At 66.5% G+C, this 16,692-nt stretch carries 12 protein-coding genes and 1 pseudogene; all 13 read left to right on the forward strand.

Annotated elements, in window-relative coordinates; genetic code table 11:
• Positions 1–109: 109 nt before the first annotated feature.
• The 13 genes and pseudogenes from AKJ09_RS46025 to AKJ09_RS46085 all read left to right on the forward strand — a co-directional run bounded on the left by AKJ09_RS46025 (position 110) and on the right by AKJ09_RS46085 (position 16,642).
• Positions 110–1,702 (forward strand): glycosyltransferase, encoded by a 1,593-nt coding sequence (locus AKJ09_RS46025; RefSeq protein ID WP_146654212.1) that lies wholly within the window; start codon positions 110–112, stop codon positions 1,700–1,702.
• Between the two features lie 387 nt (positions 1,703–2,089).
• A pseudogene (locus AKJ09_RS56455) lies at positions 2,090–2,362 on the forward strand (integration host factor subunit alpha); the annotation flags it as partial.
• A gap of 234 nt (positions 2,363–2,596) precedes the next feature.
• On the forward strand, positions 2,597–3,184 hold the full coding sequence (locus AKJ09_RS46035; protein ID WP_146654213.1) for a MerR family transcriptional regulator: 588 nt from the start codon (positions 2,597–2,599) through the stop codon (positions 3,182–3,184).
• Positions 3,181–3,792, forward strand: a complete 612-nt coding sequence (locus AKJ09_RS46040; protein ID WP_146654214.1) for a hypothetical protein — start codon at positions 3,181–3,183, stop codon at positions 3,790–3,792. Before AKJ09_RS46035 ends, AKJ09_RS46040 begins: the two co-directional genes overlap by 4 nt.
• 165 nt (positions 3,793–3,957) lie before the next feature.
• The gene (locus tag AKJ09_RS46045) at positions 3,958–6,039 is read left to right on the forward strand and encodes a TIGR04551 family protein (RefSeq protein WP_240488853.1); all 2,082 of its coding nucleotides are present in this window, start codon (positions 3,958–3,960) and stop codon (positions 6,037–6,039) included.
• A 716-nt stretch (positions 6,040–6,755) separates the two neighbouring features.
• A complete protein-coding gene (locus AKJ09_RS46050) occupies positions 6,756–8,114 on the forward strand; it encodes a sigma-54-dependent transcriptional regulator (protein ID WP_146654216.1) in 1,359 nt (452 codons plus the stop codon).
• Positions 8,115–8,327: 213 nt separating this feature from the next.
• Positions 8,328–8,813 (forward strand): response regulator, encoded by a 486-nt coding sequence (locus AKJ09_RS46055; protein WP_169928452.1) that lies wholly within the window; start codon positions 8,328–8,330, stop codon positions 8,811–8,813.
• A gap of 45 nt (positions 8,814–8,858) precedes the next feature.
• Complete coding sequence (gene queA, locus AKJ09_RS46060) at positions 8,859–9,989, forward strand: tRNA preQ1(34) S-adenosylmethionine ribosyltransferase-isomerase QueA (protein ID WP_146654218.1); 1,131 nt, start codon at positions 8,859–8,861, stop codon at positions 9,987–9,989.
• Positions 9,990–10,002: 13 nt separating this feature from the next.
• A complete protein-coding gene (gene tgt, locus AKJ09_RS46065; RefSeq protein ID WP_146654219.1) occupies positions 10,003–11,175 on the forward strand; it encodes a tRNA guanosine(34) transglycosylase Tgt in 1,173 nt (390 codons plus the stop codon).
• Positions 11,176–11,259: 84 nt separating this feature from the next.
• The gene (locus AKJ09_RS46070) at positions 11,260–12,801 is read left to right on the forward strand and encodes a response regulator (RefSeq protein WP_146654220.1); all 1,542 of its coding nucleotides are present in this window, start codon (positions 11,260–11,262) and stop codon (positions 12,799–12,801) included.
• A 239-nt stretch (positions 12,802–13,040) separates the two neighbouring features.
• Positions 13,041–14,723 carry a GYF domain-containing protein gene (locus tag AKJ09_RS46075; RefSeq protein WP_146654221.1) on the forward strand — a complete coding sequence of 561 codons (1,683 nt, stop codon included), beginning with the start codon at positions 13,041–13,043 and terminating at the stop codon, positions 14,721–14,723.
• A gap of 80 nt (positions 14,724–14,803) precedes the next feature.
• Positions 14,804–15,676, forward strand: a complete 873-nt coding sequence (locus AKJ09_RS46080; RefSeq protein WP_146654222.1) for a hypothetical protein — start codon at positions 14,804–14,806, stop codon at positions 15,674–15,676.
• Positions 15,677–15,712: 36 nt separating this feature from the next.
• Positions 15,713–16,642: a DNA-processing protein DprA gene (locus tag AKJ09_RS46085; protein ID WP_169928454.1), complete on the forward strand. Its 930-nt coding sequence runs from the start codon at positions 15,713–15,715 to the stop codon at positions 16,640–16,642.
• Positions 16,643–16,692: the final 50 nt, after the last annotated feature.

A 16,692-nucleotide genomic window follows, 5' to 3' on the forward strand; every position in this document is an offset into this window, starting at 1 on the left:
GATCCTGCCGAATGGCTGAGCCTGAGGCAGGGCGTCGCTCCGGACAACGAGGGACAACGAATTACAAGTTGATGACAAAGCGCCGCGACGCTCGTGCTTCGCTGCGGCCATGCAAGTTGCCTTGTGTTTCGCGTACTTCGCCGTGCTGCTGCTTCTGGCGATGTACGGGCTTCACCGCTCGCACCTCGTGCTTACGGTTCTGCGCTACCGCGACAAGCTGCGCTCCTTGCGCGACGGCGTGCCGCCGCTCACGACCGACGTTGACCCTGAGTCGCTCCCGCACGTGACGATTCAGCTTCCGTTGTTCAACGAGGCGACGGTTCTTGCGCGACTGCTCGAGCACACCGCTCGTATCGCCTACCCGCGTAGCAAGCTCGAAATCCAAGTGCTCGACGACTCGACCGACGAGAGCCGCCAGATGGCGCGTTCCAAGGTCGCTGCACTCGCAGACGAGTCCCCCGCGTTCCCCGAGAACATGCGCAAGGACTGGGGCGGAGATCTCGACATCGTCTATCTGCACCGTGTCGACCGCACGGGTTACAAGGCCGGCGCGCTCGACGCGGGCCTCAAGGTGGCGAAGGGCGAGCTCATCGCGATCTTCGACGCCGACTTCCTCCCCGGCGAGACGTTCCTCCTCGACCTCGTCCCTCACTTCATGAGCGATCCGAAGATCGGCATGGTGCAGGCGCGCTGGGGCCACATGAACCGTGAGCTCTCGTGGCTCACGCGCGTCCAGGCGCTCATGCTCGACGGCCACCACCTCGTCGAGAACCGCGCGCGCGCAGCAGCGGGCTGGCTCTTCAACTTCTCCGGCACCGGCGGCATGTGGCGCAAGGCAGCGATCGACTCGAGCGGCGGCTGGCAGCACGACACGCTCACCGAAGATCTCGATCTCTCGTACCGCGCTCAGATGGCCGGCTGGAAGTTCGCCTACCGCGAGAACGTCGTCACGCCCGCCGAGCTCCCCGAAGACGTCAGCGCGTTCCGCGCGCAGCAGTACCGCTGGGCGAAGGGCACCGTGCAGACCGCGCGCAAGCTGATGAAGCGCGTGATGACGACGCGCGAGCTCACGCTCATGCAGCGCATCGAGGCGTTCTTCCACATGACGCCGCACTTCGCGTACCCGCTGATGGTCGTCCTCAGCGTGCTCCTCTTGCCGGCGCTCCTGATGATGCCGGCGACCAACCCGACGACGATGCTCATCATCGACCTGCCGCTCTGCATCGGCACCACGGGCTCGCTCATGGCGTTCTACGCGATGGCGGAAGCCGCGCAGGGACGTCGCCGGATGGACGCCGTCCGCACGCTCCCCGGGCTCCTCGCGCTCGGCGCGGGTCTCGCTCCGCACCTCTCGAAGGCCGTCTTCGAAGGCCTTCGCTCGATGGCCGGTGAGTTCATTCGTACGCCGAAGCACGGCTCGAACCACAGCAACCGTTACCGCGCACGCGCCGATCTCCCGACGACGGAGATCGGTCTCTGCCTGGTGTCGTTCGGCAGCGTCGTCGCGTCGATCGAGACCGGCCACTGGTTCGCCACGCCGTTCGCGATGCTCTTCATGATCGGCTACGGCTACGTCGCCTTGCTCGTCGCGAGCGAGCAGTTTGCCCGTCGCAAGGCGGTCCGCCTCGCGCCGGCCTCCGCTGCGCAAGAGCTCGAGAGCATCCCGCCGCCGGCGCCCTCCACGGAAGAGCTCGCTGCGTAGCGTGTGCTCCTAGAGCGCCTGGTTCGATAAGGCGCGATCGTCGAAGCCCGGGGCGGGTCAGCAATGACCCCTTGAACCCCGGGCTTCGGCGTTTCTGGAGGGATGTAGAAGTCCTTATGATTTCGAGCGCATGCGCATTTTCGTGGACATGCGCGAAATGACCTGGGGCGAGCCGCCACTTTTCCACTGGCCGGTCCCCCAGAAGGCCATTACTATCCGGTACCTGCGAGTGTTGGCTCGGCCTTTTCGAGGAATGCTGGCTCAAGCGAGCGCGATTCGAAAAGCCTGGGTCAACGGTGAATGACCTCGTCACAGGTTGCAGTTCGCAGGTCTAAGGACTCGGAAGCTCGAAACCAAGAGAACCTTTTCTGGGGGGTGGAGACGATCATGACGAAGGCAGAGATCGTCCAGGCGCTGTATGCGAAGGTCGGCGGCTTCTCGAAGAAGGAGTCGGCGGACATCGTCGATCTCGTCTTCGAGATGATGAAGGAGACCCTCGGGCGCGGGGAGAAGATAAAAATCAGTGGGTTCGGGAACTTCGTGCTGCGCGACAAGCGGCAGCGTCCGGGGCGTAACCCGCAGACAGGTGACCCGATCAAAATTAGCGAGCGCCGTGTGCTCACCTTCAAGGCGAGCCAGATTCTGAAGCACGCGCTCAACCCGAAGAGCTCCGGAGCCCCGTCGTCGCCGACGGGAGCCTCGTCGCCGAGCGCCCAGGCCTCGAGCCCAAGCGCTGGTGGCTCGTCGGCGCCGTCCGCGTCGTCCGCACTCGCATCGAGCGTATCGAGCGTATCGAGCGTGACGAACGGCCTCGGCGCTCCTCCGCTCGCGCCGGCGCCCATCGCCGCCGCGGCGATCGAAGCCAAAGAATAACCGGAGCAGTTGCTACACCGTATGGCCGAGCTGCCTGCCAAGCTGTTCTTCCGTATCGGTGAGGTCGCGAGTCTCGTCGGGGTCGAACCCCACGTGCTTCGCTACTGGGAACGCGAGTTCCGGAGCATTCGTCCAACGAAGAGCAAGAAGGGCCAGCGGGTCTACTCCCGACGCGATGTCGAGGGTCTCCTGCGCGTGCGCGACTTGCTCTATCGGGACGGATTCACGATCGCCGGAGCGAAGAAGCAGCTTCAACGCGGCGGCGTGGAACCCGTGCTCGCCGAAGCATTCGAGCAGGAGTTCCTGCCCGAGCCCGCGACCGTCGCCGTCGCTCCACCGATGCCGCTTGCTCCCACGGCTCCTACGCCTCCCGCGGCGCAGACCGTGACGCAAGCGCCCGTGATCAAGACAGTCGCGACGGGCGAGCCTCGCCGTATCGCGCCGCCCGCGCCGCGCGAGCCCGTTCGTGAGATCGTGCGCGAGGTCGTCCGACCGGTCACCGATCCGCGCGTCCGTGAGCAGCTCCACGCCCTTCGCGCCGAAGTCGAAGCATTCCTGGTCGAGCTCGATGGCTCGGATCCGGCGACGGCTCCGTCCTCACGCGGATGATCCCGCACGTGTTCGTGGAGCCACCGCCCGGATGGGTGGAGGCTCATGTCGAGAAGCCGCCGCTGAGCGAGGGTAGCGGCGCTTCACTGACGAGCTTTCGCGCCGTTCGGTCGAGCGAAGGCACGGAGACGCTGGTCGCGGGATGCGTGACCACCCCCATCCCCGGCTGGGTCGAGGACATGCGACCCGTCGTCGAGGCCCGAACGACAGGCCTCCTGCTTTCGACGAGCGAACGCGCGTCGGGTGCCGCCGTCGTTCCGACGCATCAGGGAGCTTCGCTGGCGCTCGATTTCGCGGACGCACCGCCAGGTCGCGCCGGGCTGGGCCGAACCTTCATCGGTTTCGGTGACGCACGTGTCGCCACGTGCTTCGTCACGTGCGTCGCTTCACGCCACCGGCCGAGCGAATGGCCACTCGCCTGCACGGGGGTGGTCGAAGCCGCGCGCCTCGAGGGCGGCGAGCCCCCTCCCCCGCCCGGCGTGGTGCTCGGCGCGGCGACGTGGGCCGTCCACCACGCCCGGACGACCGCGAGTATCTCGGCAGTCACGGTGACGATCCTCGGGGTGCTGGCGGTCGCGACGCGGAAAAAACCGCGCTCTCGCGTTTGATCCTGCCTCGCCCGGAACGATTTTCACGACGGGCGCACGGCTCCACACCCCGGGAGCGTGTTGTGTTAGAAGGCGGCCCGCATGGTGATCCGCCGTTCAGCTTTGCGAGCTGTGGTTGCTGGGCCCGAGTCCCGACGCCCTGAGGGCTCGCCCTCGGCGGGGCTCTTGGCGCGACGTGGAATTCGGCGCTCCGGGCTCTCTCTCGCGCTTTTGGGCGCCAGTGCAGTTTGGTCTTCGTCGGCGTTCGCCCAGGCACCTGCCCAGCCCGCGCCTGCTCAACCTGCTCAACCTGGCGCTGCGCCCGCGCAGCCTGGTACCTCGCCCGCCCGTCAAGGCCCGCCGGCTGCCACCGCACCGGCTCCGTCGCCCCTCGACACCACGAAGCCTGCCACGGGAACGCCCGGCGGCACGCTGATGCCGGAGGAGCCCGCGCCGGAGCCGTCCGGAACGCCGGCCGTCGACACCGCAGGCGATCAACAAAAGCTTCTGCAGCAAGGTCGCGAGCGGCCGACGAACGACGGCACGATCGGCAACCGCCCGTCGGAAGTCTACAGCGAGGATTGGTGGGGACATACCCGCCCGATCCTCGAGATGCACGGCTACTTCCGCACCCGCGGTGAGCTCTTCCACAACTTCACGCTCGGCCGCCACAACGACCCCGGCGACGTTCAGAACCTCTGGCCGCAGCCGCTCGATCAGAGCTACGGCAATCTGAACGGCGAGCGAAAGAGCGTTCTTCTCTGCGGCGACAACGGTACCGGCGAGTGCATCGACAAGACGCAATCGACCGCGAACCTTCGCCTGCGTTTGAACCCCGAGATCCACATCTCGGACAACCTGCGCATCATGACGCAGGTCGACTTGCTCGACAATTTGGTGCTCGGCTCCACGCCCGACGCGTACGCCATGAAGCCGAGCGGCACGAGCAAGAGCGGCTACACGTTTGCCGGTTACAACGGCTACGCACCGCTCGGTGCCTTCTCCACGACCCAGGGCCCGCCCACGGCAGGCGTCAACGGGTACAAGAACTCGATCAGCGTCCAGCGCGCCTGGGCCGAGTACCTGACCCCGATCGGCCAGATCCGCTTCGGTCGTATGCCGAACCAGTGGGGTCTCGGCATGCTCGTCAACGCGGGCGACTGCCTCGACTGCGACTACCAGACGAACGTCGATCGCCTCATGTTCGTGTCCGGCATCAAGTCGCTGGACCTGTACTTCGGCGGCGCGTGGGACTTCGTGTCGAGCGGCCCGACGAGCACCACGCCGTACGACATCTACGGCGGTCAGCCGTACAACACGTCGAACCTCAACAACGTCAACCAGTGGGTGGCGTTCATCGCGAAGCGCACGAACCCGGAGCTCCAGCGGCTCAAGCTCGCGCGCAACGACGCGGTTTTCAACGCCGGTATCTACACGACGTACCGGTCGCAATACATCGACGTGAAGGCGGGCACCGATCCCGTCTCGTTCGACTCGACCGCCGCCAACAACGGCATGGAAGCGCGCCGCGCTTGGGCCGTCATTCCCGACCTCTGGGTCCAGTTCCTCTGGAACAAGTTGCGCCTCGAAGCGGAGCTCGCCACGATCTGGGGTCAGATCGGCGTCTCCCCGGCTTCGCAGAACATCAACGACCCGGTGAAGCTCCGTCAGTGGGGTCTCGCCACGCAGGCTGAGTACCGGGCCATCGAAGACAAGCTCCGCGTCCAGTTCGGCGCCGGTTGGGCCTCGGGCGACCCGAACGTCGAAGGGCTCGCGCCGAATCCGAACGGCCTCCAGCCGATCCTCAACGGCAACAGCATCACGACGTTCCGCTTCAACCCGGCGTACTACGTCGACCTCATCTTCTACCGCCGCATCCTCTCGCGCGTGCAAGGCACGTACTACTTCCGCCCGAGCGTGGACTACGACTTCCTCCGCAGCCCGAACGGCCAGAAGTTCGGCGGCGGCGCGGCCATCATCTACAGCCGCGCGAGCGAGTTCCTCCAGACGCCGGGCAACAAGCGCGATCTCGGCCTCGAAATCGACCTTCAGCTCTACTATCAGGCGAAGGACGGCTCGCTGAACGACGACCCGAACAAGATGGGCGGCTTCTTCGCGGCCCTGCAGTACGGCGTCTTCTTCCCGTTCGCGGGCCTCGATTACCTCCCCGGTCAGAAGGGTGAGCTCCCGGGCACGACGCCCAAGCTCCCCAACTACGACCTCTCGACCGCTCAGACGGTGCGCCTCATCCTCGGCGTCACGTTCTGAAGAAGGAAACTCGGGGGGGCGCGTCGATGTGTCGCAGGATGACGAGTCGTGCGAGTCATGCGAGTACGCGCGAGTTGCGGTAGCTTCGAAACATGAGGCGCGTCGCGGCCGGATGGCTGGCGGCGTTCGCGCTTGCCCTCACGGGATGCGGGGACGCCACCGGTAAGGTCATTGAGGGCGGGGTTCGCTTCGATGCCGCCCCCCGGCCGCGCCCGCACCGAGCGACGAGATTTGCGGCGGCGCCGACGGCGGCGCTGGGACGACCTTCACGGACCTCTACCGCGACGTGTTCGGCCCCAACGGCGGAGCATCATGCGCCAAATTCGGCACATGCCATGGCTCCGCCAACCAGACAGGCGCTCAGGTTTCCGGCGGCTACGTTTGCGACAGCCAGGCTGGGTGCCGCGCGACCATGTTCACAGCCAACCCTCCTCTGGTAAAACCGGCTGACTTCCCAACGCCTCAAACAAGCCTCCTGATCCAAACGCTTCGCCATCGAGCGGCAGACGGTACGCTGGTCGGAATCATGCCGGACCAGCCCAAGTGCGTGCTCAGCCAAGACGCCATCGTCCGCATTCAGACCTGGATCAGCAACGGCGCTCTCGACAACTGATCGTCTCCTTCCTTCTCGTTTCTGGTTTCTCGTTTCTCGTTTCGCTCTTTCCTGCACGTTCACCGAAAACACCCAACGCCCTCGCCTCTCCCGATTCATCGCCATGGCCAAGCTCCTGATCGTCGACGACCAGCGCAACATGCGCACCACGCTCGCGATGATGCTCCGCGGTGCGGGCTTCGAGGTGGACGAGGCCGAGAACGGCGAAGCCGGATGTGAGCGCGGCGGAACAGGTGCGTACGACGTCGTGCTCACCGACCTGCGCATGGGCTCCAAGGACGGCATCGACGTCCTTCGTGCCGTCAAAGACTCGCAGCCGATGACCGAGGTCATCGTGATGACGGCCTACGGCACGATCGAGAGCGCGGTCGAGGCGATGCGCTTCGGCGCCTTCGACTACATCCAGAAGCCCTTCACCGAGCAAGAGCTCCTCGTGAAGGTCGGCAAGGCGCTCGACAACCGTCGTCTTGCCGGTGAGGTCGCCTTCCTCGCGACCGAATTCAAGGATCGCTACAAGTTCGAGAACATCGTCGGCCGCTCGCGGTCCGTTCGCGAAGTGCTCGGCCGCATCGTCCGCATCGCGCCCACCGACGCGATCGTCCTCATCACCGGCGAAAGCGGCACCGGCAAGGAGCTCGTCGCCAAGGCGATTCACGCGAACAGCAAGCGCGCCGAGCGCATGTTCGTGCCCGTCAACTGCGCCGCCATCACCGACACGCTGCTCGAGAGCGAGCTCTTCGGTCATGCGAAGGGTTCGTTCACCGGGGCCGTGAACGCGCGCAAAGGCCTGTTCGAAGAGGCCGACGGGGGCACGTTCTTCTTCGACGAGATCGCCGAGACGTCGCTCGCCTTCCAGGCGAAGCTGCTCCGCGCCATCCAGGAGAGCGAGGTCCGACGCGTCGGCGAGAACAAGCCGATCCAGGTGAACGTCCGCATCATCGCGGCGACCAACCAGGATCTTCTGACAGCCATCGCCGAGAAGCGCTTCCGTCAGGACCTCTACTACCGCCTCAACGTCGCGCGCTTCCAGCTGCCGGCGCTTCGCGATCGGCGCGAGGACCTGCCCGATCTGCTCGCGTACTTCCTCGACAAGTTCAACCGCAAGATGGGCACGCGTGCGCGCCTCGACGAGGGCGTGCTCGAAGCGCTCGCGCACTACGACTTCCCCGGCAACATCCGCGAGCTCGAACACATGATCGAGCAAGCGGTCGCGCTCGTTCAAGATGGCGTCGTCATGCGTGACGACGTTCTCCCGGTAGGCCGCCCTGACGACGCCCCTGGCGGCCGAAGCGGCCGGACCTTGGCCGAGGTCGTGGACGGGGCCGAGCGAGGCGCCATCGAAACCGCGTTGCGCGATTGCGATGGCAGCCGCGAGAAGGCGGCGGATCTCCTCGGCATCTCCGCAACTACGCTCTGGCGGAAGATGACCCGGCTCGGGATTGTGTACGAGAGCCGTACCTAGAGACCAGTCGAGGCCGAGAACGCCGCCACGCGCGGCGACTGGCCAGCCTGCCGACCAGCCTCGTTAGCAATCGCTCCTGAGTGAGCGACGCACCTCTGCCGCGATTTCGAGGTTGCAGAGAAATCGTTCACAACTGAAACGCGAATAGCGACGAACCCGCTGTTTTTCGCGACGAACGGGATGGCATTTCAATTGCTAGTCGCGAACCGTCGCATGCAGACGATCCTTCTTGTCGACGTCCCGGAAGGTGACGCGCCCGTTCTCGCGAGTGCGCTCCGGCTCGAGGGCTACCGGGTCGTACTCGCCGGTTCGGTGCCCGATGCACGAGCCGCCCTGGCCCAAAACCCGGCGGCGATCGCCGTGGTTGACCTCATGATCCGCACGGATTCGGGGGGAAACGGCCTCGAGTTCGCGCGCGAGCTCCGCGCTACGCATCCGGCGATGCGCGTCATCCTCACGAGCTCCTACTGCCTGAGCGAGCGACAACTCGAGAGAGCAGACTGCGGAGTCAGCGGTTTCATTCCCAAGCCGTACGACATTACCGAGGTCGTGAGTTTCATTCATGCAAAGGCCTCGTGCCCGCCGAGCTCGCGCCGGCTCTGGCACGCCGAAGCGCCGTCGGGCGTCACCCCTCGCCCGACGGAAACCGAAGCGTACGCGGTGGCGGCTGCCGCCGGGGGCGTTCGGGGTCGAAGCTGACGACGCGCGAGTTCCTCGGCTCTCCGCCCGTGGTATGAGCGGCGCATGCGCGTCGCGGAGTTCGACTTCGAGTTGCCGGCCGAGCTGATCGCGCAGGCACCACCCGCGCATCGCGAGGAGGCTCGCCTGCTCGTCGTGCCGCCTCCGCCGGCCAGCATGCGTACGGCGGCGCTCGACGCGAGCGTCTCTGCGCTGGCCGAGTATGTTCCCCCCGGAACGCTTGTCGTCGTCAACGATACGAAGGTCCTTCGCGCCCGCATCCTCGGGATCAAGGAAGGCACCGGCGGCCGCGCCGAGGTGTTCCTCGTTCGGAAGATGTGGGATGGCGTCGAGAACGGCATCCACCAGCAGCGCTGGCGCGCGATGGGCCGAGCATCGAAGGCGCTGCGCCCCGGAACGCGTATCGTGCGGGACGCGCTCGTCGTCGAGTTCGAAGGCAAAGCGGACGACGGTCTCTTCGAGGTGCGCCTCTTTACGCGCGACGGCTCGTCTCTCGAAGAAGCGCGGATGAGCGCCGGTCAGGTGCCGCTGCCGCCGTACATCAAACGCGACGTCCGCAGCGAAGACGAGGAGCGATACCAGACTGTCTTCGCGAAGGTCGAAGGCGCAGTGGCGGCGCCGACGGCGGGTCTGCATCTCACGCCCGAGCTCCTCGAGCGACTGCGCGAGCGTGGTTGCGAGATCGAGAGCTGCACGCTGCACGTGGGTCTCGGCACGTTCCAGCCCGTCACCGTCGACGACCTCGACGACCACCCGATGCACTCGGAGTACTTCGAGGTTTCGCGAAGCTTGTCGACCGCCATTGCGCGCGCTCGACAACGCGGTGCGAAGGTCATGGCAATCGGAACCACGGTCGTCCGCGCGCTCGAGTCCGCACAGGATCCCGAGCGCCCGGGCCACGTGCGTCCGTGCGCGGAAGAGACGCGCATCCTCATCCAGCCAGGCTACCGTTTCGCCGTCGTCGACCGCTTGATGACGAACTTCCACCTCCCCAAGTCGACGCTCCTCGCGCTCGTGTGCGCCTTCGGTGGAACCGATCGCGTGCTCGAGGCTTACCGGCGCGCCGTCGCCCAACGTTATCGCTTCTTCTCGTACGGGGACGCGATGGTCTTGGATCGCGTCCTGGATCGCGTCCTCGACCGCGTTCCCGATCGCGCAGAGCTCCCAACCCCCTGAAGCTTCCAACACCATGGCCGGCCCCCGCACGGAAGGTTTCTCGTTTCGCGTTCTCGCCACCTCGGGTCACGCACGCCGGACCGTGCTCACGACACCGCACGGCGAGGTCGACACCCCCACGTTCATGCCCGTCGGTACCCAGGGCAGCGTGAAGGGGCTCACGCCGGAGGAGGTCGCCCAGACGGGCGCGCGCATCGTCCTCGGCAACACGTACCATCTCTGGCTCCGTCCGGGCCCCGACATCGTCTCGAAGATGAAGGGCCTGCATGGCTTCTCGCGCTGGCCGCACGCGATGCTCACCGACTCCGGCGGATTCCAGGCGTTTTCGCTCGGCGCAAACGGCGGAAAGAAGCCCGGCGAATCGCTCGTGAAGCTCGACGAACAGGGCGTCACGTTCCGCTCGCACCTCGATGGTTCGAAGCAGCATCTCTCGCCCGAAGAAGCGGTGCGCGTGCAGGGGCTGCTCGGCGCCGACATCCAGATGCAGCTCGACATCTGCCCGCCCGGCGACTCGCCACGGCCGGTCGTCGAAGCCGCCGTCAAACAGACCACCCGATGGGCGAAGCGCGCTCTCGCCACGCCGAGACCGCCGAAGCAAGCCCTGTTCGGGATCATCCAGGGTGCGTGCTTCGCCGACCTGCGACGCGCGCATGCCGAGGAGCTCGCCGCGCTCGATCCGGGGTTCGACGGGCTCGCACTCGGCGGCTTCTCCGTCGGTGAGCCCATCCCGAAGATGTACGAGACGCTGCACGAGATGGCGCATCTCGTCGATCCGGAACGGCCGCGTTACCTCATGGGCGTCGGCACCCCGCGTGACCTCCTCGAGGGCATCGACGCCGGCATCGACATGTTCGACTGCGTTTTGCCCACACGCAACGCGCGCAACGGCCAAGCGCTCACACGGTTCGGCCGCGTGGTCGTCAAACAGGCGCGCCACCGCGAAGACGAACGCCCGATCGACCCGGAGTGCACCTGCCCCTGCTGCAAGGGAGGCTACTCGAGGGCCTACCTGAGGCACCTCTACATTGCCGGCGAGATGACGGTCCTGCGCCTCCTCAGCGTGCATAACCTCCACTTCTACGGCGAGCTCGTGGCGGGCGCGCGGGCGGCCATCCAGGACGGCACGTGGCCTGCTTACAAGGCCGCCGCCATCGCACGTATGTCCTCGGGCGAGGACCAGGAATAAGAGCCCGAGAGAATAGACCCAGACGGCACGCATCACGCCTTTGCCGCGCTCGTCGAACCCGGTTACGCTGGGCGCGGAGGCGCAATGTCCGACGACAAGAAACCGATCGGACGCATTTTGCTCAAGCGTCGGCTCATCTCGCAGGAGGAGCTCGACAAGCAGCTCGCCAGCCAGGCGAAAGCCCACGACGGTGTTCCGCTCGCGTCGCGGATCGCGGCGAGCGGCGTCGTCGAAGAGACCGACGTTCTTCGCGCGCTCTCCGAGCAGCTCGGTGTGCCGGGCATCGATCTGAATCAGATCGCCATCCCCATCGAGTACCTCGACCTCGTGCCTCGCGAGGTCGCCGAGTCGAGCCGCCTCCTCCCCGTCCTCGCGCGCGACGACCGACTGTTTCTCGCGATGGGCAACCCTCGCGACCAGCGCGCGATCGACGAGCTCGAGTTCGTCACGGGCAAACGCGTGTTCCCCTACGTGGCGATCACGAGCACGCTCGAGCGCGCCATCGGCGACGCGTACGACGCGAAGGACTTGGGCGCCACGTATTACGCCGGCCCCAAGGCTCCGCCCGAGGCTCTCGAACGCATCGGGGTGTCGCCAGAGCAGGCCCGCTACGACCGCGAACGCGCCGAGCTCATGCCGCGCGAGCCTGCGCCCATGGCCGTGTCCGATCGGCGCGGGATCACGCTCACGCCCGACGCCGCCCCGGTGTTCGTCGACGAGCAGATTCAGCGAGCCGGAGAGAACGATGACCTCTCCACGAGTGACTTCGGCACGCTCGGCGAAGAAGTCTCGCGCGTCGAGCTACTCACCGAAGAACTACGCAACGCCGCGGGCCTCACGCCGTCGCCCGAGCAGCGCGGCAAGCGCATTCTCGTCGTCGACGACGAGGAGGACATCCGCAAGCTCGTTCGCCGCTTGCTGACCGACGAAGGTCACCAGGTCATCGAAGCCGATCGCGGTCTCGTCGCGCTGAACCTCGTCAAGGAACACACGCCCGACCTGATCTTGCTCGATGCGATGCTGCCGGAGCTCCACGGCTTCGACATCGCGCGCCGCATGAAGGGCAGCGAGAAGTACGGCAAGATCCCGATCCTCATGATGAGCGCGGTCTATCGAGGCTGGCGCATCGTCGAAGATCTCAAGTCGACGTACGGGATCGACGACTACATCGAGAAGCCGTTCCGCATCAAAGAGCTGCTCGCCAAGACGACGAGACTCCTCGAGCGCTCGGAGAGCGGGATGGCCTCGCACGATCCGGAGCAGATCGACCGGACCGCGGCGAAGCTCCTCGAAGACGGCATCGCTGCGTACAAGGCGGGCAACGCCGAGCTCGCCATGTCGCTGCTCAAGAAGGGCATCGCGCTCGATCCGCTCGCGTACCGCCTTCGCTACCATCTGGCCCTGATCTACGGGAAATGCGGGCAGATCTACGACGGCATCACCGAGCTCGAACGCGCCGTCGATCTCAATCCCCGGCATTTTCCGGCATTGAAGAATCTTGCCGTGCTCTACGAAAAGGCCGGCTTTCGTAACAAGGCCGTCGAGATGTGGGAACGCTGCCTGCACGTTGCGCCGGACCCCGAGACGCGCGAGTCGATCAAGGCCCACCTCTTCAAGTTGTTCTGATTCGCGCCGTTCAGCCCCAAAGAGGGACTCACTACGACGGTCATGTGTCGTTCGGGCGGCGCTTGGTCGCGCTCGCGTCGCGCTCGCGTCGCGCGGTCTGCGAGCCCGTGTGCGGTCACGTACAGTTACGTCTCCGTTGGGTCGGCACCGTCGAGAGACTATCGCCCCGGGACTGACAACCAGGTAGTCTAACCGGCGCTCGAGTGCCTGCCCTACCCTCGGGTGAACCGGTGATTTAGGTGAAGTTTCTCTGCGACAACTGCAAAGCCAAGTACCAGATCGCCGACGACAAGGTCGCGGGCAAGACCGTTCGGATGAAGTGCCGCAAATGCGGGCACCAGATCGAGGTGCGCGCGGCGGTCACCGAAACCAGCGTCTCCTCGGCGCTGAACGAGCTCGAGTCGCCGTCGCAGATCTCGAAGAACAGCCTGGCGACGAGCCTCTCTGCGCAGAAGCCGCGCGCCCAGGCGGCGTCGCACCCGGGCAGTGGCCACGGAGGGGCGCTCGCCGGAGCGTTCCAGCGCACCGTCCAGGAGGGCGCGGCACCTTCTCCCTCTCAGCCGAGCAATCTGGAGCTGAGCGTCAGCGACGAATGGTACGTGGCCATCAACGGCGTGCCGGTCGGGCCCGTCCGGGTCTCCGAGCTTCGTCGCAAGGCGGCGACGGGAGCCATCACTGAGGAGTCGCTGTGCTGGCAGGAGGGCCTCGAAGAGTGGCGGCCGATCCGCGCAGTGCCCGAGCTCGCGGCCATCGTGCGCGAAGCAGCCCAGACCAACCGCGTCTCGATCGTCGGGCCGCCCCCGTCCGAGCCTCGCATGCCTGCCGTGCAGGCACCGCGCGCTCCTCAGAAACCGGCCACGCCGGCTCCGCTTGCGGCTCGTACGCCCGATCCTCCGCGTGAGGCAACGCGCCCCCTCGGCCCGCCGCCCGGCGGCGGGATGGTGGGCGGCATGGGCGGGCGAAGCAACGTGGTTCCCTTCCACGCGCGCACGGCCACAGCCGAGAAGCTCGATGACGTCCCGCTCGCGCCGTTCGGCAGCGCGGCGACGGCCCTCGCCCCCGCGGTCGCTCCGGGCACGACACCTTCGCCCGAGGTCGCGCCGCCTGCTCCTGTGCCGACGGCAACGCCGTTCGCGCCGCCGGCCGCGCAGCTTTCTCCGGTTGCCGTCGCCGACCCGTTCGCGGTACCGCCGCCGGCCATCGGAGGCTCTGCGCCGCCGGCCGCTGCCGCCGCCGTGCCGTTCGTCTCCGCGCCCGCGCCCGCGGTCGCGCCGCCGACCATCCAGAAGCGCGGTGTCCCGGTTTGGTTCTTCGCCGTGTTCGCCGTGGCGCTGTTCGGCCTGGTCGCCTTCCTCGCGCTCCACCAGCCGCCGCCGCAACAGATCATCGTGCAGGTGCCGACGCCCACCGCGAGCCAATCGGCTGCTCCGATCCCGACCGACATCCCCCCGCCGGTCGCTTCCGTCGAGCCCACACCGAGCGCGACGGCCTCGGGCAAGCCCGCGACGGCTGCGCCGAAGAGTACGGCCGTCGCGGCTGCTACGCCGACAGCAGCCGAGAAGAAGACCGCAGACTTGAGCGGCTTGCTCCCCGGCGTCGGCGGGCCTTCCGCGGGGCCCGGCGGGCCGGGATCGGGAAGCGGTGGCGGCCTTGACTCGGCCTCCGTGCAGAGAGTCGTGCGCGAGCGCCAGGCCGGCGTGAAGCGCTCGTGCTGGGAGCGCGGAGGCGGCGACCAGAAGTCGAGCGCCAACGTCACCGTCACCGCGAACGTCGCGGCGAACGGTACCGTCTCGAGCGCGAGCTCGAGTGGCGACGATCCGGTCATCGGTAAGTGCATCGAGAACCAGGTCCGCACGTGGACGTTCCCGGCGCCTGGCTCGCCGACCACGGTGGCGATCCCGTTCCACTTCGTTCGCCAGTGACCGCGCCCAAGCCTCTAGAACTGCTCGCAAATTAAGGACGCAACCATCCGCTAGAAGCGGCCGAAAGGGAGCCATCGTCGATGCTGCGTTCCCCTCTCCGCTTCCTGCTCGTTTTCGCGTTCTCGATTCTCTCCGCGGCGATGGTCGGCGCGCTCCCGTCACGTGCGCACGCCGACGAGATCGCGCCGGAGCTCGAGACGCTCGCGCTGCATCAAACGGCGCACGCTGCCCTCAAGGAGCTGACGAGCAGGCTCGATGCCGCCGACAAGCGACGCCTGACGGGAATCTACGTCGCGTTCGATCCCAACGTCGGCGATGCGAGCGCGATGGCTGCGTGCGACGACGACGGCGACTACGTCATCGTCGTCTCCGATGCCATGCTCAGACTCGTCACGAACGTCGCGCGCGCGCTCGCGTACGACGAGGCGAACGGCTCGCGTCGCATCGACGAGTACGCGGAGTTTCTCGCTCGCGTGCAGGTTCCCGGTCGCCGCCTTCTGCCCCCTCCTCCGGGCTTCTTCACGGCCGCCAAGCCTGCGGCAACCTTCGAAGATCGGCAGCTCGATGCGTTCTTCTTCGTCCTCGCGCGCGAGCTCACGCACCTGCGTGCAGGCGATCTCGCGTGTCCCCACCCGACGGCGACGCACGAACGCGGGGACGACGAATGGTCGTCGAAAGAGCAGGCGCTCGCGACGGAGACCTCACGAAGTCTCTACCCGGGTCGCGCGACCGAGCGCGATGCGGAGGCCATAGTGCGCGTGCTCGATGCCGGGCGGAGCGTCGACGGTACCCTCGCGCTGCTCCGCTTCTTCGAGCGCATGGAGCAAGAGAAGACGACGCATCTCGCGACCTTCTCGTCGACCTATCTCTCGCTGCATCCGAGCTCCGCGATGCGAGCGGCGAACGTTCGAGCGGTGGCTGCAGAGCGCGCCACGACCAAGATCCCCCGGTAACGAAACCTCGGAGCGCACGCGGCCGAATCGATCCGCGTGAAACTCACTCCTGCCGACGAAGCCTACCCCGAGGCGCTCCGCGAGCTCCCCGCGCAGCCCCATCTGACGGTCACCGGTCCCCTCGATGCCAAACGCGTGATCGCCGTCGTGGGCTCACGCCAGCCGCTCGAAGACATGCGCGCGTTCGCTCACACGCTCGCGGGGAAGCTCGCGCGCGCGGGCGCGACGGTGGTGTCGGGAGGCGCGGTTGGAATCGATGCCGCCGCGCACCAAGGCGCGCTCGATGCGGGCGGTGCGACGTGGGTGGTGTGTGGCACGGGAAAAAATCATGTCTATCCTCCTGAACATGGGCCGCTCTTCGACACGATCGCGCGTTCCGATGGCAGCCGCGTCATCTGGCCGTTCGCGGACGAGGTCGAACCCTCGCGCCCGAACTTCCGCCATCGGAACGGCGTTCTCGTAGCGCTCGCGGAAGCCGTCATCGTCGTCCAGTCGCGTCTGCAATCCGGGTCGCGCAACGCTGCGGCTTGGGCGCGGAGCCTGAAACGGCCGACGTGGGTCGTGCTCGGACTGCCCTACGGCCCCTACTTGGACGCCTGCGCAGGATCATGGGCGGACCACAAACTCGGCGCGCGTGTCCTCGGCAACATGGATGAGCTCTTCAAAGAACTCGACCTTGTGCCGGACGACCCACAGCAAGCTCGACAGAAGCGAGCGCGACGGAAAAAGGCACCGGCCCAGCTGGGTCCCGTCGGTCCCGAGCTCCCCCTTTTTGCCCCCCGTCTGAGCACCGATGAAAAGCAAGTCATTTCAGTACTTTCACTGGCTCCCAAACACGTGGACGAAATTGTCGATTTGGCAGGCCTCGGGGTGAGCTCGACTGTCACGGCACTCTTGACGCTCTCCATGAAGGACGTAGTAGTAGAGGGCCCCGACGGGTTCTTTCGTCGCAAAAAGGCGAGATAACCCCTTGGGACTATTCGAAGAATCAGAGTTCTTCTGACTTCTTCTCGGTT

The sequence above is a fragment of the Labilithrix luteola genome (assembly GCF_001263205.1).
Lineage (GTDB): Bacteria > Myxococcota_A > Polyangia > Polyangiales > Polyangiaceae > Labilithrix > Labilithrix luteola.